The 17,193-nt window shown below is 59.8% G+C and carries 17 protein-coding genes and 4 pseudogenes; 11 read left to right on the forward strand and 10 right to left on the reverse strand.

Going from position 1 to position 17,193, the window contains the following annotated elements:
* Nucleotides 1–3: 3 nt before the first annotated feature.
* From QP908_RS08565 to QP908_RS08575, 3 genes are read left to right on the forward strand one after another with little or no spacing between them, the layout of a single operon-like run.
* Nucleotides 4–1,173, forward strand: coding sequence for an ABC transporter substrate-binding protein (locus QP908_RS08565; RefSeq protein WP_284772087.1), 1,170 nt, complete (start codon nt 4–6; stop codon nt 1,171–1,173).
* A 13-nt stretch (nt 1,174–1,186) separates the two neighbouring features.
* Nucleotides 1,187–2,065 (forward strand): ABC transporter permease, encoded by an 879-nt coding sequence (locus tag QP908_RS08570; RefSeq protein ID WP_239268786.1) that lies wholly within the window; start codon nt 1,187–1,189, stop codon nt 2,063–2,065.
* Nucleotides 2,058–2,822 (forward strand): ABC transporter ATP-binding protein, encoded by a 765-nt coding sequence (locus tag QP908_RS08575; protein WP_239268784.1) that lies wholly within the window; start codon nt 2,058–2,060, stop codon nt 2,820–2,822. Before QP908_RS08570 ends, QP908_RS08575 begins: the two co-directional genes overlap by 8 nt.
* A 74-nt stretch (nt 2,823–2,896) precedes the next feature.
* Here the strand turns inward: QP908_RS08575 and QP908_RS08580 are convergent.
* Nucleotides 2,897–3,052, reverse strand: a pseudogene (locus QP908_RS08580) (IS110 family transposase); the annotation flags it as partial.
* 91 nt (nt 3,053–3,143) lie between these two features.
* Nucleotides 3,144–3,332: pseudogene (locus QP908_RS08585) on the reverse strand (integrase core domain-containing protein); the annotation flags it as partial.
* A gap of 76 nt (nt 3,333–3,408) precedes the next feature.
* Here QP908_RS08585 and QP908_RS08590 point away from each other — a divergent pair.
* A complete protein-coding gene (locus QP908_RS08590) occupies nt 3,409–3,579 on the forward strand; it encodes a hypothetical protein (RefSeq protein WP_284772093.1) in 171 nt (56 codons plus the stop codon).
* Here the strand turns inward: QP908_RS08590 and QP908_RS08595 are convergent.
* The 3 genes and pseudogenes from QP908_RS08595 to QP908_RS08600 all read right to left on the reverse strand — a co-directional run bounded on the left by QP908_RS08595 (nt 3,509) and on the right by QP908_RS08600 (nt 4,598).
* A pseudogene (locus tag QP908_RS08595) lies at nt 3,509–3,823 on the reverse strand (integrase core domain-containing protein). The gene QP908_RS08590 and the pseudogene QP908_RS08595 overlap by 71 nt on opposite strands.
* Nucleotides 3,824–3,957: 134 nt before the next feature.
* The gene (locus tag QP908_RS11830) at nt 3,958–4,338 is read right to left on the reverse strand and encodes an IS3 family transposase (RefSeq protein ID WP_350309413.1); all 381 of its coding nucleotides are present in this window, start codon (nt 4,336–4,338) and stop codon (nt 3,958–3,960) included.
* 41 nt (nt 4,339–4,379) lie between these two features.
* Nucleotides 4,380–4,598, reverse strand: coding sequence for a transposase (locus QP908_RS08600; protein WP_239268782.1), 219 nt, complete (start codon nt 4,596–4,598; stop codon nt 4,380–4,382).
* A 245-nt stretch (nt 4,599–4,843) separates the two neighbouring features.
* On the opposite strand from QP908_RS08600, the pseudogene QP908_RS08605 reads away from it, so the two are divergent.
* From QP908_RS08605 to QP908_RS08615, 3 genes and pseudogenes are all read left to right on the forward strand, one after another.
* Nucleotides 4,844–5,068: pseudogene (locus QP908_RS08605) on the forward strand (DDE-type integrase/transposase/recombinase); the annotation flags it as partial.
* 116 nt (nt 5,069–5,184) lie between these two features.
* On the forward strand, nt 5,185–6,150 hold the full coding sequence (locus QP908_RS08610) for a DMT family transporter (RefSeq protein WP_239268780.1): 966 nt from the start codon (nt 5,185–5,187) through the stop codon (nt 6,148–6,150).
* Between the two features lie 333 nt (nt 6,151–6,483).
* Nucleotides 6,484–7,308, forward strand: coding sequence for an ATP-grasp domain-containing protein (locus QP908_RS08615; RefSeq protein WP_239268778.1), 825 nt, complete (start codon nt 6,484–6,486; stop codon nt 7,306–7,308).
* 251 nt (nt 7,309–7,559) lie between these two features.
* On the opposite strand, the gene QP908_RS08620 is transcribed toward QP908_RS08615, so the two are convergent.
* The 5 genes from QP908_RS08620 to QP908_RS08635 all read right to left on the reverse strand — a co-directional run bounded on the left by QP908_RS08620 (nt 7,560) and on the right by QP908_RS08635 (nt 11,540).
* Nucleotides 7,560–8,267 carry an IS3 family transposase gene (locus QP908_RS08620; protein ID WP_255722740.1) on the reverse strand — a complete coding sequence of 236 codons (708 nt, stop codon included), beginning with the start codon at nt 8,265–8,267 and terminating at the stop codon, nt 7,560–7,562.
* 15 nt (nt 8,268–8,282) lie between these two features.
* Nucleotides 8,283–8,639: a transposase gene (locus QP908_RS08625; RefSeq protein WP_284772088.1), complete on the reverse strand. Its 357-nt coding sequence runs from the start codon at nt 8,637–8,639 to the stop codon at nt 8,283–8,285.
* A 21-nt stretch (nt 8,640–8,660) separates the two neighbouring features.
* Nucleotides 8,661–9,017 (reverse strand): IS3 family transposase, encoded by a 357-nt coding sequence (locus tag QP908_RS11835; RefSeq protein ID WP_350338377.1) that lies wholly within the window; start codon nt 9,015–9,017, stop codon nt 8,661–8,663.
* Between the two features lie 67 nt (nt 9,018–9,084).
* Nucleotides 9,085–9,339, reverse strand: coding sequence for a hypothetical protein (locus tag QP908_RS08630; RefSeq protein WP_239270140.1), 255 nt, complete (start codon nt 9,337–9,339; stop codon nt 9,085–9,087).
* Nucleotides 9,340–9,560: 221 nt separating this feature from the next.
* On the reverse strand, nt 9,561–11,540 hold the full coding sequence (locus QP908_RS08635; RefSeq protein WP_239270141.1) for an FAD/NAD(P)-binding protein: 1,980 nt from the start codon (nt 11,538–11,540) through the stop codon (nt 9,561–9,563).
* 263 nt (nt 11,541–11,803) lie between these two features.
* Here QP908_RS08635 and QP908_RS08640 point away from each other — a divergent pair, with 263 nt between their 5' ends.
* The 4 genes from QP908_RS08640 (at nt 11,804) to QP908_RS08655 (ending at nt 17,174) form a co-directional block, all read left to right on the forward strand.
* Nucleotides 11,804–14,218: an excinuclease ABC subunit UvrA gene (locus tag QP908_RS08640; protein ID WP_239270142.1), complete on the forward strand. Its 2,415-nt coding sequence runs from the start codon at nt 11,804–11,806 to the stop codon at nt 14,216–14,218.
* A gap of 77 nt (nt 14,219–14,295) precedes the next feature.
* Nucleotides 14,296–15,021 carry a hypothetical protein gene (locus tag QP908_RS08645; RefSeq protein ID WP_239270143.1) on the forward strand — a complete coding sequence of 242 codons (726 nt, stop codon included), beginning with the start codon at nt 14,296–14,298 and terminating at the stop codon, nt 15,019–15,021.
* An 80-nt stretch (nt 15,022–15,101) separates the two neighbouring features.
* On the forward strand, nt 15,102–16,724 hold the full coding sequence (gene menD, locus QP908_RS08650) for a 2-succinyl-5-enolpyruvyl-6-hydroxy-3-cyclohexene-1-carboxylic-acid synthase (protein ID WP_239270144.1): 1,623 nt from the start codon (nt 15,102–15,104) through the stop codon (nt 16,722–16,724).
* Complete coding sequence (locus QP908_RS08655) at nt 16,725–17,174, forward strand: DUF3592 domain-containing protein (RefSeq protein WP_239275281.1); 450 nt, start codon at nt 16,725–16,727, stop codon at nt 17,172–17,174.
* The last annotated feature ends 19 nt before the right edge of the window (nt 17,175–17,193 follow it).

Raw genomic sequence — 17,193 nt, forward strand, 5'->3', positions numbered from 1 at the left:
CGCATGGTTCACAATCGGAAGCTGTCGCGACGGCAGATACTGCGCAGCGCAGTAGCAATGGGCGGGGTAGCAGTGGGCTCGCAGGTCCTCTCTGCGTGTTCCTCGCCGCGGCAGGAGGACAATGCCCAGTCCGGGACATCCGGGCAGGGCGGGGAAACCCTCACCATCGGATTCGTGCCCATCGCGTGCGCGTCCCCGCTGGTCGCCGCCGATGGCCTGGGCGCCTTCGCAAAGCAGGGCCTCAACGTTGAGCTGCGCAAATTCGCGGGGTGGGCAGATCTCTGGACCGCCTATGCCACCGGCGCCTTAGACGTAGCGCACATGCTCTCGCCCATGCCGCTAGCCATTGATGCCGGTGCCACCAACGCCTCCCGGCCCACCGAGTTAGCCTTTACGCAAAACACCAACGGGCAGGCACTGACCTTGTCCACCTCTCACCTGGATACCGTGTCGCGGCCAGCGGACCTGAAGGGCATGGTGCTGGGAATTCCCTTTGAGTACTCCGTGCATGCCCTCTTGCTGCGCGATTATCTCGTGGCCGGCGGGGTCGACCCAGTTTCCGATGTGGAGCTGCGCCTATTGCGCCCGGCCGATATGGTGGCGCAACTTTCGGTCGGCACCATCGACGGCTTCATTGGCCCAGAGCCCTTCAACCAGCGCGCCCTGACTACCGGCTCGGGCCGCGCCTTTGTTCCCACCCGCCAGATGTGGGACAACCACCCGTGCTGCTCGGTTGCCGTGGCGAAGGAAGTGGACCGGGGCGTGCGCGACCGCGTCGTCGCGGCGCTGCAGGAAGGCGCGCAGTACGTCGATAGCCCAGACCACGTCCATGAATCGGCGTCCATGCTGGCTAAGGAGAAGTACCTGAACCAGAAGGAAGAGCTGATTTCGCGGGCGCTCGCCGGAAACTACACCACTTGGGACGGCAAGGACACGGTGGATCCACAGATGATCAAGTTTGGCGGCCGCACCTCCGCCACCGCAATTACGTGGATGGGCACCCAAATGGCCCGCTGGGATCTGGGCGGAAGCGCGATGCGGATGGATGACCAAGCGTTGCTAGATGTCACGAAATCCGTCTTACCGCGCGAAGCCGATCTCACCACGGACCCGGTGAAAATCAACGGCCATAGCTTCGATCCCCTGCACCCCACCGCCGGATACCAGCGTTAAGGACTCTTGCCTTATGACCACAGTAAAAAATGACAGCGCTAGCACCAGTACAGCGCACTCCACTGACACTCACACAGCAGCGCCCCATTCGGGCCGCACCGCCAGCCGGAAGAAGCGGCGGGAGAGCCCGTGGAAGGCAATGGGCCTGGGTATTGCGCTTTTCATTGCCTTCATCGCCCTCTGGCAGGCGGTCGCGGCTGCGGGCTGGCTTTCCGATATCGCCCCCACTCCCGCGCACACCTGGGATAGGGCCGTAGAGATTCTTTCGGATCCCTTCTACCGGGATGGGCCGGCCTCAGTGGGCATTCTTTGGCATATGGTCGCCTCCTTGCGCCGCGTGCTCATTGGCTTTGCCATCGCCATGGTGATAGCCATTCCGCTGGGCTTTTGGCTGGGCTCTTCTGCAACCTTCCGCCGCGCGACGGATCCCTTTGTCCAGATCCTGCGCCCCGTCTCCCCGCTGGCATGGCTGCCACTAGGCCTGGCGCTGCTTCGCGATGCCGAAAATACCGCCGTCTTCGTCATCATCCTCTCCGCCTTGTGGCCGACGCTGCTCAATACCATCGAGGCGGTCCGCGGGATTCACCCCACGTATAAGAACCTAGCGGCCACGCTCGGCACGAACCGGATGCAACAGCTCCTCTACATCGTCGGGCCGGCTGCGCTGCCAGGGATTATCACCGGCATGCGGCAATCGCTATCGACCGCCTGGTTAGTCATCGTGGCTGCGGAAATGCTCGTCGGCGGCCAAGGCGTCGGTTTCTTTGTCTGGAATATGTGGAACCGCCTCGATATTGACGCCATCGTCGTGGTCATCGTGCTTATTGGTGTCATCGGATTGGCCCTGGATTACCTCGTTGCCTCCCTGCAGAAAGTGGTGCGCTATGACTAAAGCCCATATCGAATTTGCTGGTATTACCAAAAGCTACGGCCCAACCAAGATCATTGGGGATACCTCGGTATCCATTGGGGAGGGCGAGTTCGTATCCCTGCTGGGGCCATCGGGCTCCGGCAAATCCACCATGCTGAATATGATCGCGGGCCTCGCATTTCCCTCTACCGGCGAGGTGCGCGCGCGAGGCGAGGCCGTGACCGGCCCAGGTCCAGACCGCGGCGTGGTATTTCAAAATCACGCGCTCCTGCCCTGGATGACGGCGCGCGGGAATATCGAATTCGGACTGCGATCGGCCCGCCCGGAGCTGTCGAAGGCAGAGCGCACCAAGATTGCGCAGGACTTCCTCGACGAGGTCAGCTTGGGCCATGCGGCCGACCGGCGCCCGTCGCGGTTATCCGGAGGCATGCAGCAGCGCGTCGGTTTGGCGCGCGCCTTCGCCATCGGCTCGGATATCTTATTGCTCGATGAACCCTTCGGCGCGTTGGATGCGCTTACCCGCCGCCAGCTGCAGTCGCTGCTGTTGAATGTGTGGGAAGAAAACCGCCGCACGGTGGTCATGGTCACCCACGACGTGGATGAGGCAGTATTGCTCTCGGATCGCATTGTGGTCATGTCGCCGGGGCCAGAGGCCACCATCATCGAGGACATTGAAGTGGGCTTGCCCCGCCCGCGCAGCGGTAGCGATGACTCCGCGGTGGTGGAGCGCAAAAATGAGCTGCGCGAACGGCTCCTTGGGCTGCTCGAAAACGGCTAGAGCGAGAGGATGTTCCTATATAGGTTGTCAACTTCGTGGGTGGGCTTGTTGGGGGTGTGTTGACTTTAGGTTGCTGCGGCGTTGAGTCTTTTGCCTTCTTTGCGTTTTCGTTCATAGAATTGCCGGGAACGCTCGTGGAATCTGATCGATGCAAAAGACGATTGCTATAGGGCGTTCTTTAATTTTTTGTTGCCAGCCCGATTGGGCGAATTCGACATAAGGGTCTGACCCCGAAATGTGGACACGTCGGGGTAGCTGTGCTGCTTTAATTAGTGTAGCTGAAGTCTCGGCTTCAAAGACATCAGGAGCTACAAGATTGCATCAGGAGTGGCGCCTTCGGGTGTTGTAGCCCATGCACCACCGAAAGACTTCCTGGCGGCAGCTGATTGGACTTTCAAAGAGTTTCCTATCACGCAGTACTTCCCGCTTTAAGGTGGCGTTAAATGATTCTGCCAGGGCATTATCGGCACTCGTTCCAACCGCGCCCATGGACTGGCGTACACCTAACGATGAGCAGTAGTTTCTAAATGCTTGTGTGAAGTGTCCCAGGTTTTGTTCCGTTTGAGTAGATGGGAAAATCTGGAACGTGCCGAGAAAATTTGACCAGGATGCGAAGGACCGTGTGGTCCGTCTCGTGGAAGACCGCATCTTGGCGGAAAACATGTCGATGTGGGCCGGGCTGGTTTTTAAGACCGGGCGGTTTGAGTGCCTTCCTGGGGGTGGTGCCATTGGTTGGCGTACTCAGTCGGCGGGATAAACCCTAGGCTCGAATGAGGATGATAGGTATTATAGCGCTTCGACCACAGTCGCAGGCAACGCGACGCATGGTCGGGGTCGTCGAATATCTCGTCCTCTCACAGCTCGTCGCGTAGCCGGTTGTGGAAGGACTCCACAAACCCGTTATGCCATGGCATTCCCGGTGGGATGAACGCCTCGACAGTGTCTTGCTTAGCAGCCCAACTAGCCAGCTCACGGCTGATGAACTCCGGGCCGTTATCCATACGTAACACCCGAGGCCTGCCACGCACAGCAGCTCACGTTCTCCAGCAGGTCAATCACGGCAGTAGCGGTGATTGACCGAGCGACCTCGAAACCAACATGCTCACGGGTAAACTCGTCGATCACGTTGCAGATCTTAAAAGGCTTTGCCCTGAAAGTTACTATCGAACTGGAAGTCCAGTGCCCACACGTGCCCCGGACATGTCGCTGGCTGGGTGCGCGGCGTTGGCACAGGCAAGCACTGTTGCTTACCAGCTTTGCGAGGCAAGACCCGCAAACCCTCCTGGCGCCACAGGTAATACACCACATCACGGCCACAGGTAAAATCAGCTGGCCTGGCTTTCACCCAAGCACGGCGATAGCCCCAGCGTCGGTGCTCACCAGCGAAAGTGACGAGCCACCTGCGTAGAGCAGCGTACTTATCCACGCTGGGCTGCTGGTGGCGTGTGCGGGCGTTGTAGTACGCCGCTCTAGATACCCCGACCACGCGACAGGCAAAGCGCACCGAATAGCCCACGGATACAGCGTCATAGATGGCTTCATATTTGGGTGCCGGGGTCAGAATTTTCCCTCCGCAAGCTCCTTCAGTAGCGCTTTTTCCAACTCGGCTTCTCCGAGTAGGCGGGTAAGCTTGGCGTTTTCTTCCTGCAGTTCTTTAAAGCGGCGGGCTTCGCTGCGGGACATCTCGCCGTACTGCTTGACCCAGCGACGGTAGGTTGCCTCGCTAACACCGAGGTCGCGGCAGACTTCGGCTACGGTACTACCCGAGGCCTTCATGGATCGGGCTTTATCAAGTTGGCCACGATCTGCTCAGGAGTGTGTTTTGAAAACTTCTTCATGATTATCAGTCTTCCTGCCCAACAAAGGGCTGTCACGGAAGACACGATCAAACCACATGGTCTATTTAATCCAGCCCAGACCAACCCCAGCCGAGGTGGAAACCGAATTTTGGAAGAAGACCCCGCAACAGGGAATAATAGAAATCAAGGCAAATGCCTAGGAACAAAACTCGGGGCACTTCACACCGGCAGGTGAAATACCTCAACAACATCCTAGAAGGCGACCATGGTCGACTGAAGCGGATCCTCGGGCCGAAAGGCGCGTTTAAGAACCGGACATCTGCATATCGGACGTTGAAAGGGATGGAGGCGATGCACTCATTGCGGAAAGGGCAAGGCACGATGTTGGCCTACGGGCAACCGAACCCGGACGCGGTGATCGTCAACCGGGTCTTCGAGACGGCCTAACAACGCCCACACGCAGCGGCCATCAGGGAATGAGAAACTGAGTCTTCGCTGCTCTCCGCCCAACTTTGCAACAGCACCTATTAAGTTAACTTTACGGATTTTGAGGGTAAGGTTTTATGATCCAGTCCAATAAACCAGGTGTAGGGGCGGTTATCGTAGCCCTAGCTGTCCTATGGCAAGGAATCGGCACTGCGATAGTCGGAGCCCAAGTAGACCCAGAGCTATCTACTTTTACTACGTTTTCAGCGTTTCTTATCGCAGCGATTATCTCCACAGTGGTCTATTTAGCGTTTTATCGTAGAAAATACCGAGCTACGGAAACACCGCATCCCCCCATGAAAATGACAACTGCAGCAAGCCTCAATCTGTTTACTGCGGGCGCTTTCTGCTTATTCTATGTTTCCACTACTTTGATGCAGCCCACTGCAGCAAGTGTCATCGAAACAGGAGTCGGCCCTTTTATTGTCGCAGTAATAATGACTTGGTCGGCCAGAAGGCTCAGCAGTTCATTGGTGTCCACAACTGCAGTAGTGGTTCTGGCTCTATGTTTTTTCTTCCTAGGAACGGGAAGCAGTTCACCCCAGTCTTATCTGGGTTTCGCTCTAGCTGTAGGCGCAGGAATTTCTGCGGTAGGAGTGCTTTACTCCTCGCGCTGGGCTACTGAACAAGGGAACAGCGTTCTCACGATTGCAGCAGTGAGGTTTCACTTAGCTTGGATTATTAGCGGTCTCGTGGCTTTCTTTTCCGTGGAAGCGGAGATGCTTCGAGGCTCTACCCTGTCAATCGTCCTGCTATCGGTGATGTGCATTACTTTTCCTATCCTGCTCTTGCAGTGGGGAATTACCTTAGCGTCGCCTTTCATCTCGGCACTGATCATCGCGGCCCTTCCGGCCGTGGTGATGGCTACCGAGGTGGCATTGGGCTCTCAAGTCGAACCAATTCAGTTAACTTTGTTGATGCTCATTGTGGCAATAACCATAAGCCAAGCAATGTGGGGAACACGGAAAAAGAAAATATTAGTAGTTGATGATTCTTCAAGTAGCGCCGATCTGGTGGCAACCCTGCGCCAAAAAGGGACGTAGAGGTTGCTACTGCTAACCCGCCGTATGCCATCTCAGCTAACGAAGACGGGAGCATTTCCGATCCATGGGCCCTGGCCCCCTACTCCGGGAATGTAGCCAAGAAAAATTTGACCTTGTTGTGCCGGGAAGCGAATCAGGAGTATCCATAGCTGAGTGGGTTTCAGCTGAGTTAGGACTACCGCATAACGGTAGAGAGAAGATCTGCCACCGTCGCCATAAGCAAGGAATGATTGATGTTGCTCACCAATATGGACTGCGTGCCCCAAGGTCTGTTACCCTATCCCCCGCTTCTGCACAAGACAGCCTTTATCTAGACCCGTCCCTGGTCAAGGATTGTGTTGTCAAGCCTGTGGGAAGCGGGGCAGTGACCATGTCTATTTCTGCAAAACAGAACCCGAGACTCTTCAAGCGATTACTACCATTCAAAATTCTACGACTTTGCTAGGAGAAAAATCACCCTCCGTGGTTCTTCAGGAGTACGTAGACGGACCTCAATATTTTGTGAACACGGTGACAGCCGAAGGGCGTCATATTGTGACCGAAGTTTTCCGATACGGACTTACGGAGGAATCTGGAGCTCCCCACATATATTCAGCTATCACAGTAGGACCGGAGGACAACCACTATTCCGGTGCCGTGGAATATACCTTATCGCTCCTTGACGCTCTGGAAGTAAACTTCGGAGCCTCCCACGTGGAACTGAGGTGGTCTAAGGGGCAGTGGGTACTTATTGAATACAACGGTCGCTGTATGGGCCCCGAAGTACCCGACGAGGTCTATCTCCCGACTCGCGGTTTCAGCCAGATCAGTGTTCTCGCCACGATGCTAGTGGATGGTTTACAAGCTGCCGAACAGGAAGTACTCGCCGGAAATCTTGACGGGTGTGTCGCCTGGCTCATGCCTACCCCGCAGTCAAACGGTGTGCTTCAACAGTGCCACTGGGATCTTGTCCAAACTCGCCCGACCGTTCAGAGAATCTCGCGGCGACCAAAGATCGGCACTTATATCGATAAGTCGAATCGCGTAACAACTGGTGCGTTTGGCATGGTTTTTCTTGGCTCTTCTGACCGTGCTGCTGTTGAGACCGATCTTCAATCTCTTGAGTCTTTCGACGCCCATGGTGATCTGTTTACTGTTGCCCCCGGAAAGGATGCGTGATGACGACCCGAATTGCTGTTATCGGCGCAGGGGTCGCTGCTGCAGCGGTCGCACGACGGGGGCCCGAACCCCGGAAAGTGGACACGGGGATTTAATCACGATGCGATAGTAAGTGTAGCTAACCCGGCGTCTTCGAAGGCGTTCGGTGAGCGGTAACCGCACCATGAATGCAATCGTTTGGTGTTGTACCGCGTGCACCACCGAAACACATCCTGGCGGCAGGCCAACTGACTAGTGAAAACAGACTCATCCTACAGGACTTCCCGCTTCAACGAGGCGTTGAACGACTCCGCCAACGAGTTGTCCGCACTCGTCCCGATCGCGCCCATCGACTGGGTGACACCGAAGCGCACGCATAGTCTCCGGTACTGATCAGAGGCATAAACACTGCCGTGATCCGAGTGGAAGATCGCCCCGTCTAGGCTCCCGCGAACCTTCCGGGCCATCGTCAGGGCTTCTTCAACCAACTCGGTGCGCATGTGATCAGCGATCGCAAACCCCGTCAACTGCCGCGAATAGCAGTCGATAACCGTGGCCAGGTACATATTCGACCCGTCCGCGATCGGCAGGTACGTGATGTCGCCGACGTAGACCGCGTTCGGCCTGTCCGCAGTGAACCGGCGTTGCAGCAGATCCGGAAACCTCGGGGCCCGTTTACTCGACGTCGTCGTTTTCACCCGGCGTTTCCTGGTGAAACCAAAAAGGCCCATCTGCCGCATCAGCCGGGCGGTGCGCTTGTGATTGAGACGGCCGCCCTTGCCCCGGTCGTTGACGGGATCGGAGTTGATCGCCGCAGTCACTCGTTTCGCGCCGTAGCAGCCGTTCTCGGCGTTGAAGGTGGTCTTGATCTGCGCTCCCAGCACCGCGTCATCGACGAGGTGTTGCCGGCGGGCAGGGGCAGCTGATTTCCAGGACCTGGCATAACCGCTTGACCTCGTAGAGGTCTCGATGGTCGTCAACGAACCGGAAGCGGTTCACCAGTTCGTCTCTTCCGCGAAATACTTGGCCGCCTTACGAAGGATTTCTCGTTCCTCGCGGAGTTTGGCGTTTTCGCGTTCCAGTACGCGGATGCGCTCGGCGTCCGACAGTCCTGAGGCAGCGGTGGCGGAGTCCGACGCGGCGATGAGGCTGGCGACTTTCTCACCGTTGGCATTGGTTTTGGTGCGTGTGCCGAAGGCATCGAGCCAGGTGCGCAGGGAGTTGCGGTTGACCCCGAGATCGGAGGCGATCGCGTTGATCGTTGCTCCGGGAGTCGACTCGTACAACGAGACTACGTCACGCTTGAACCGCTCGGTGTAGGTCTTGCGTGGCATGGTGGAAAGGTACCTCACTTCCCCAGCGACATGCTGGTTTCAGCGTGTCCACCACCAGGGGGTCAGGTCCGTGCACTTGCGGCCTACTAGATCTGGCATGACGCGGTGACCAGGCTTGCGCCTAGTGGTGGTGCATCGACGCCGTTTAGTAAAGCCTTGAAGTCCCATGGTTTTCATGATTCGTGCAACTTTCTTGTGATTCGTCGGACCACAGCTCTCATCGGCTTTAAGGCTTGCGGCGATGCGTTGAGCTCCGTAAAGCCCGTGCTCATCGTCGAAGATGGTCTTTATTCTTGCACTAATAAGACCGTCGGAATGCATCTTTAAACTGCGCTTTTTACGGGTGTGGACCCATTTATAGAACGAGGAACGATTGAGCTTTAACACGTGGCACATCCGTGTGAGGCGAGTACTTTATTCGGTGGTCATCGACGAACTGGAAGCGGATCACCAGTGAGTTGCTTTAAGCAAAATATTTCGCGGCCTTACGCAGGATATCGCGTTCTTCGCGCAGTTTTGCGTTTTCTTTCTCTAGCTGGCGGATTCGCGCAGAATCATTCGCCGCTTGGGCTTTATCATGCACGGCTTTTATGCGGGCACGTTTGCCGGTGCCGTACTTTTTGACCCAAGAATGCAGCGAAGCTCGGTTGATGCCGAGTTCGGCTAATGCTGAGTTCAGCGAGAGGCCCTCATTGTTCCTTATAGAGGGCCACGGCATCGCGTTTGAACTGTTCGGAATACCTGGACATGATGGTAGATTACCTTTCTTCCCAGTCCGACTGGGCTGGATATCAGGTGTCCACCAAATGGGGGTCAGGTCCGAACGCAGATAAACATAACCTGCCCCAGCATGGGGCTAGGAGTATGAATCCTGGGCTCCTCCGAACGGAACTGCTAACAGCGTAATGGGCAGGCGGTTGCCTGCCCCCTCGCTGCTAGCTACGCTTGCCCCGCGAGTGCTACCTGGGCCGCGTGCACGGCGGCCTTATCGGCTTCCTGGATGAACCACGAATCGGTGCCGGGAATCGGCGGGGCCAAGGTAGTATCCGGGTACTCGGCGTGGGCGGGGATTCCTACGAGGTGCAGGCGCTCATCCACGGTGCCATCGGCGTTGTGGACCTGGCGGGTATCGGGGTCTTCGGCGGGCGAGCCGGTAGGTACCTCGATGCCATCGCTGGCGGTTTCTGTAAAGGCGCGCACGCGCCCGGATTCCACGAGGGAGTGCATGAAGGAATCGTGCGGGGTGCGGCGGATATCGGGCTTGTGCACCCAGGCATCGAGAAGCGTCGTGCCCGGGATGCGCTTGCCACCAGACGCGCTGGAGCTGATGGTCCATTCCCCGGCATCGGCATTCGTTCCCAAGACGGGGTTGCCGCCGACGAAGCTGACAATGCCGGCATCGACAAGCGCCAGCAATTGCTGCGTGCGGAAGGGCGGCGGGCCGGAGCACGTGGTCTGGCCCAAGGAGATGGCCTTATCGAACATGTGGTGGCGCGACTCCAGGGTATAGCGGCCCTCAGCGCCCAGAACCTGGGTGGGTTTGCGGGAGAAACCGACCGACCACAAAGCGGCGCGCACCGGGCTATCCGGGCCCTTCTGGGATTCTGCCAGGTCCTCGCACAGGCTCTGCGCGATGTGCTCGGTGAGCTCCTGCTGGTTGGAAAAATCCTCCGTGAGCAGGTGCATCCAGCGCAGTAGGCTGAAATCCTTGGTGGTATGGCGCGCAATGACCTCATCGAGCTGGGCCAGGCCGTTATAGGCCACGCCTGCATCTACCGGGGTGGCATCGAGGGCGGCGATGATCTCCTCGCGGGAGGCGCGCAGGCTTTCCGGCTCGACGCGGGCGAGGGTATCGATATAGGCCTGGTAGGCATCGCGGGCGACCGCAGGCCATACCTCGGTGTCATAGTTGATGGAGCGCGCGCCCGTGCGGTGGGATAGCTCGGCGACGACCTTCTTTAACCGCGGGATCTCCGCGGCCGGTGGGAGGGCGCCTTCATTGGATTGCGGCAGGAAGGGATAGCCGCGCCGGGATGCGGCTGCAAAGGTGGGCTCGGTGCCGGTGGCCTCATAGCGCATGCCCCAAGGCTTGGAGGAATCCTCGACGAACTTACCACCGCGGCCCACAGTGGAGAGGATGAGGATATCGAAAAAGCCCATACCAAGCCCGCGCACGAGGACCTTCTCGTTGTCCTTGATGGAGTCAACACCCTGGTCGATTGGGTTATCAGCGCGGATCCAGCGCAGGCTGGGGTTATCTTCCAAGGTCTTTAAGATCCACCGCTCGTTTTCGGTATAGCCCTGGTTTTGCCAGCCGGTGACCGCCAAGGTGGAGCCGGCCGCAACGGTGGTGTCGTTATTAAGGTGCAAAATATCTGCACCCTCGCGGGATTCAATATCCACCACGCGGGCGTGGTGTTGCTTGACCTCAACCCACTCCGGCACATCCTGCAAGACGGAGCGGAAGACCCACAGGATGTAGTGGCCGTACAGCGCGCGCGGCAAATAGGATTCGGGGCGCAGCTTCTCTAGCTCTGTGCGGCCGAATTCCCCAAGCACCTGCGGATCGAGCGGGTGGGCGGCGACGTAATCGCGGGCGCCGGGGGACACGTGGGCATCGCCAAGCGTCAGGCGGATCCACTCGTAGATGGTGGGGCCTTCCACCACTGGGGCCTCCACCGTGGAGTTGGTCTCAGAAAACAGCGTCATACCGTGGGCGAAGGTATTCATGCACAGGTATTTGGGCTGGTTGATATCCCAAATCTTGCCGCCGCCGTGCTGGGCATCATCGATAAGGTGCAGCGTTAGTTTCTCTGGCGGGTGGGAGACGGTATTGAGTTGTGCCACGAGGCGCTCGAGGACGGAAATGCCGCGGGGGCCAAGTCCAATCAGCGCGATGGATGAAGTGTTATCGGTCAACGCGGAGCCCTACCTTCTAGCTTATAGACCAAGCGGAATCGTCATAATAGACAATGAAGTCTATCAGCAAGAGAGGCGGCGAAATATGCACCGGCGGCAGCTTGGTGGTTGCAGGGCGCGCTCGCCAGCCGGAACACCCTGAGCGGGCGTGAAATTAATTCTTGGGCAGGCGGAGTGGTAGACAGATCGGTAGGCAATGCGCGGCGGGGGTGGCGGGCCGAAGCGTTGCCTTAGGGAGCTGGTGCGCGGGTAGGATTGTGGTCATGACAATCAAGGTTCGCGATGCCCACTTACACAACCTGCGCAACGTCGATGTGGATATGCCGCGCGGCCAACTCGTGGCGGTGACGGGAGTCTCCGGTTCCGGAAAATCCTCTCTGGCCTTTGGCACCATCCACGGGGAAGGGCAGCGCCGCTACCTGGAATCGGTGGCGCCGTTTGCGCGCCGGCTCATTAGCTCCGCGGTGGACCCACAGGTAAGCCAGGTGGAGGGCTTGCCGCCCACGGTGGCGCTGCAGCAATCCACCTCCGGCGGCGGGGCGCGCTCCACGGTGGGCACGGTTTCCGCGCTATCTAATAGCGTGCGCCTGTTGTACTCGCGCGCCGGGGATAACCCTGAGGGCCTCTACTCGGATGCCTTTTCACCAAATACCCCAGAGGGCATGTGTCCGCAGTGCCAGGGCGCGGGCGTGGTGCACGAGCCCACCGAGCAATCGATGGTGCCCGATCCCACCTTGTCCATTGAGGAAGGCGCCATTAAGGCCTGGCCCGGTGCGTGGGCGGGCAAAAATTTCCACGATATCCTCATGAACTTGGGCTATGACCTGGATTCCCCCTGGCAAGACTTGCCGCAGGAAGACCGCGACTGGATCCTATTTACCGAAGAACGCCCCGTGGTCACCGTAAAACCCCTGCGCGGCGCGGACCAGATCCAGCGCAATTATGAGGGCACGTGGCGCTCGGTGGCCAGTTACCTCACCAAGACGCTGCAGGAGACCCAATCGGAATCGCTGCGCAAGCGCACGTTGTCCTTCATGGAATCCCGCGAGTGCGATACCTGCCACGGCCGGCGGTTGAACCCGCGGGCGCTCAAGGTGATGTATGCGGGAATGAGCATCGACAAGCTGGGCGCCCTGCCGCTGGACCAGGTCTATGAGGTACTCAGCGCGCAGGAACCGGAGGAGAATTCCGCGGAGGATCTGCTGCTCAAGCAGGTGTTGCCGGCGCTGACCTCCGCCCTGGAGCTGGGGTTGGCGCACCTGAGCCTGGACCGGCCCACCCAGAGCCTTTCGGCGGGTGAATTGCAGCGCATTCGGCTCGCCGCCCAGCTGCGTTCCGGGCTCTTTGGCGTGGCGTATGTGCTCGATGAGCCGTCTGCCGGCCTGCATCCCGATGAGCGCGGGGCGGTGCTGGATATGTGCCGCCGGTTTATTGACGCCGGCAATTCGGTGTTGCTGGTTGAACACGATATGGATTTGGTGGCCCAGGCGGATTGGCTCGTGGACGTTGGCCCCTACGCCGGCGAGGGCGGCGGCAAGGTGGTTTATTCCGGTCCGGTCGAGGACTACGACGCCGATACCCCTACCGCCCGCGCGTTGGCGCAGCGTGAGCTCGCGCTTGCCGATGCCCCACGCACCCCCTCCAACCACCTCCGCCTCCGTGGCATTTCGGCGCGCAGTATCGACGGGCTCGATGTGGACTTTGGCCTGGGGCAATTTACCGCAGTGGCCGGGGTTTCGGGCTCGGGCAAGTCGACGCTGGTGAGCACCGTGCTGGCAGAAACCCTCAAGGAATCCGCCACCGCCGTGGCCGATGAGGATAAAGACGACGCGGACGAGGGCGGCCACGAGTTCTCGCTTGCCGGGGTAGAGGGCCTGGATAAGGTCTCCCGTCTGGTGCAGATTTCCCAAAAGCCCATTGGCCGCACCCCGCGTTCCACGTTGGCCACCTATACCGGCCTTTTCGATAACGTGCGCAAGCTCTTTGCCTCCACCCCGGAGGCCAAGGAGCGCAAGTGGACGGTCTCGCGCTTTTCCTACAACGTGAAGCAGGGCCAGTGCCCCACCTGTGGTGGCGCCGGAAAAATCGAGGTAGAGCTGGTCTTTTTGCCGGGTTCCTATACCACCTGCCCACAATGCGGCGGTGCCCGCTTCAACGATGAAACCCTCGAGGTGACCTGGCATGGGCGCAGCATCGCAGAGGTGCTGGAGCTCACCGTGGATGAGGCCGCCGAATTCTTTGCCGAGGAACCAAAGATCCACCGCGCCATCGCCACGCTGCAGGCCGTGGGCCTGGGCTACCTCCGCTTGGGACAGGGTGCGCCGGAGCTTTCCGGCGGCGAGGCGCAGCGCATCAAGCTCGCCACGGAACTGCAGCGCTCCCGCAATTCGCGGCGCGGGCACACGGTCTACATGCTGGATGAGCCCACCACCGGCCTGCACCCAGCCGATATTGCCCTGCTCAATGCGGAGCTGCACAAGCTTGTCGATGCCGGGCATACCGTGATCGTCATCGAGCACGATCTCAACGTTCTAGCGAGCGCGGACCGCATCATTGAAATGGGCCCCGGCGCCGGTGCGGACGGCGGGCAGATCATCGCGGATGCCACCCCAAGCCAGCTGGCCGCGGAAGATACCGCGACCGGACGGGCGCTGCGGGCGCGCCAGCTGCAGAGCTAGCATCTCCCCTCGGTCCAACGCTGGCATCTGGGAGATTCCCTGGGATCTCACAGGAAAATGATGTACATCTGGTAGGCATGACAAATAATGGCTTTGGTGAAAACGGTTCCAATGGCCGAAAAGGCTCTCATGATGATGGGCGCGGCACTGACGAGACCCGCCAGTGGTCTGGCCCGGCCGAGGATGCCACGCGCCAGATAGGCCGCGTCCCAGATAATGCGGGCGGTAATGCCCGCAGCCAGCGCCCACAGCAGTATTTCCCGGGCGCGCAGCAGCCGCAGAATGAGACGCGGCAATTCGACGCGAACGCCGATTACCAGCAGAATTACCAACAAAACTATCAGCAGCCCGGTGGGCAGTATGGCCAGCAACAATACGCCCAGCAGCAGTATGAGCCGGTGCCGTCGGACTATGACCCGGACCAGCGCGGCAGGGGAAAGAAGAAAAACGGCGGGATGGCCGGGGTCTTTGCCGCCATCGCCGTCGTTGCCATCCTGGCGGCGGGCGCCCTGTTCTTCTTGTGGCGCAATGCCGCGAGCGATGCCGATAAGCCCGCGCCAGAACCGGTGACGGAAACCACCACCACGCAGGTGCCCACCACAGTGACCGAGACCGAGGATGCGGGCCCTGGTATTTCTGAGCGCCTGCGCAATCTGCCGAATCTGCAAGACGATCTCCCCGAAGATATTCCTACCGAGCTGCCACCGGAAATTCAGGACCGCCTGGAAGAAGGCGATGACCTCGACGTGGAACGCCTTTTGCGGGATCTCTTTGGCAATGGCGGCAACCAGCAGCAGGGCTAACCAGCGGTACCGGCTATAGGCAAGGCGGCGGCGCGGCGCGATTGCCGGCCGCTGCGCCGCAGTAGGTAAAATCTGGCAGCATGAATGAATCGATGCAGCTGGCTGAACAGGTGGCCGCCCAATTGGCGCGCCACCTTACCGATGTGGTGCTGTGCCCGGGATCCCGCAACGCACCGCTGTCGCTCGCCCTCCTCGCGCGCGAGGATATCCGGGTGCATACGCGCATTGATGAGCGCGGCGCTGCGTTTACCGCCTTAGGAATGGCGCGCGTGCAGCACCGCCACGTCGGGGTGGTGATGACCTCCGGCACGGCCGTGGCCAATACGCTGCCCGCGGTGGTTGAGGCGCACTATTCCCATACCCCGCTGGCCATTATCAGCGCGGACCGCCCGGAGCGGTTGATCGGCACCGGCGCCTCCCAAACCATCGTGCAAGATGGCATCTTCGGCGTCTATGCGGATACCACCCAGGTCAATGCGGAAGAGGATATCGCCGCCATTGCAGAGCGGTTTGAGCGCGACCTCCAGGTACACATCAATATCGCCTTTGACGCACCCCTGGTAGGAGATAGCCTGCCGGAGCGAGTAGGTGGCGATGGCACCCGCGCGGCCACCCCGCGGTTTTATGACCACGGCGAGGTCGCGGTGGACTTGAGCAAAAATACCCTTGTTATCGCCGGCGATGAGGCCTGGGAGGTCGAGGGCCTAGAAGACGTGCCGACCATCGCGGAGCCCTCCGCGCCGGGGCCCTTCCACCCCGTGCACCCGGCCGCGGCGCATATTTTCCGCAAGGCGCAGGTCTCCGCCAATGACTACGTGGTCAATACCAAGGTCGAGCAGGTCATCGTGGTGGGCCATCCCACGCTGCATCGCGGCGTGCTCGCGCTGATGAATGACCCGGATATCGAGCTGGTGGTGCTCTCGCGCACGGCGGACTTTACCAACCAGCGCGGGGATAACGCGCGCCTTGGCACCACCGTCAAGACCACCGGGGAGCCAAGCCGCGAGTGGCTCAAGATCTGCCAAGGCGCGACCGACATGGTCGGCGAGGCCGTGCGCACAACCCTGGAGGATGAAGAACTCGGGTTCACCGGCCTGCACGTAGCGGCGGCGGTAGGCGATACGCTCGCGGTCAATGACACGGTGGTGCTCGGCGCCTCGAATCCGGTGCGCGATGCCTCCCTCATCGGGCTGCCCTTTGACGGCGTGGATACCTACGCCCCGCGCGGGGTGGCGGGCATCGATGGCACCGTCTCCCAAGCCATCGGCGTGGCCCTGGCCACGCAATCGCTGGATCCCACTAATTGGCGCGCCCCACGCGTGATGGCCCTGGTAGGGGATGTGACCTTTTTGCACGATGCCAACGGGCTGCTGATCCCGGAGGACCAGCCGCGGCCAGAGAACCTCACCATCGTGGTGGCCAATGACAATGGCGGCGGCATCTTTGAAACCCTGGAACAAGGCGCGCCCGCGCTTCGCGATGCCTTCGAGCCGGCCTTTGGAACGCCGCATGGGGTGGGCATCGACAAGCTGGCAGAGGCTTATGACGCAGACTACCGTCTGGTGACCACCCCGCAGGAGCTGCTGGATACCCTGGCAGAGCTTAAGGAATACTCCACGGGCATCACCATCGTGGAGGCGCAGACCACCCGTGCCACGCGCCGGGCGCTGCAGGATAAGCTCACGCAGAAGGTGGGCCAGTAAGTGGCCCCGCGCTATAGGCCCGCGGTTGTTCGGCGTCGGCTGCACCAGCTCGTGCTGGCCATCTACGTGGCGCTGATCGTGGGCTCGGTGGGCCTGGTGGTAGGCCCCCTCCTCAATGACCGCGCCATTTCCGCGCAGCCTAGCCGGGCTTTGGCAACGGTCAAGGACGTCGGCGCGCTGCGCACCACCGTGGATTTTCAAGATAGCGACGGGATCTATCATTCTCCGCGGCAAGGCTTGCTCTATCCCACGGACTTGGGCGAGGGCCAGCAGGTATGGGTGCAGTATGCCGAGGATAATCCGGATTTGGTGAAGGTAGAAGGCCGCGAGTGGACCTTGGCGGTCATACCGGCGCTATCCGTGGCGGTTGTGTCTACGCTTGCCGCCGTGGGGCTGTGGCGGCTTATTACCGTGACCACCCGCCGCGCTGAAAATCGGGCTGAAAAATAATTTACCCAGATTTTTCATT

This window comes from Corynebacterium sp. MSK204, assembly GCF_030229885.1.
Classification (GTDB): Bacteria; Actinomycetota; Actinomycetes; order Mycobacteriales; family Mycobacteriaceae; genus Corynebacterium.

Bases quoted from the DNA above. Each gene is read 5' to 3' on its own strand.
- QP908_RS08570 (WP_239268786.1), top strand. From the start codon at position 1,187: ATGACCACAGTAAAAAATGACAGCGCTAGCACCAGTACAGCGCACTCC.
- QP908_RS08565 (WP_284772087.1), top strand. From the start codon at position 4: ATGGTTCACAATCGGAAGCTGTCGCGACGGCAGATACTGCGCAGCGCA.
- QP908_RS08610 (WP_239268780.1), top strand. From the start codon at position 5,185: ATGATCCAGTCCAATAAACCAGGTGTAGGGGCGGTTATCGTAGCCCTA.
- QP908_RS08630 (WP_239270140.1), bottom strand. From the start codon at position 9,339: ATGCCGTGGCCCTCTATAAGGAACAATGAGGGCCTCTCGCTGAACTCA.
- QP908_RS08645 (WP_239270143.1), top strand. From the start codon at position 14,296: ATGACAAATAATGGCTTTGGTGAAAACGGTTCCAATGGCCGAAAAGGC.
- QP908_RS08640 (WP_239270142.1), top strand. From the start codon at position 11,804: ATGACAATCAAGGTTCGCGATGCCCACTTACACAACCTGCGCAACGTC.
- QP908_RS08575 (WP_239268784.1), top strand. From the start codon at position 2,058: ATGACTAAAGCCCATATCGAATTTGCTGGTATTACCAAAAGCTACGGC.
- QP908_RS11835 (WP_350338377.1), bottom strand. From the start codon at position 9,017: ATGTGCCACGTGTTAAAGCTCAATCGTTCCTCGTTCTATAAATGGGTC.
- menD (WP_239270144.1), top strand. From the start codon at position 15,102: ATGAATGAATCGATGCAGCTGGCTGAACAGGTGGCCGCCCAATTGGCG.
- QP908_RS08600 (WP_239268782.1), bottom strand. From the start codon at position 4,598: ATGAAGGCCTCGGGTAGTACCGTAGCCGAAGTCTGCCGCGACCTCGGT.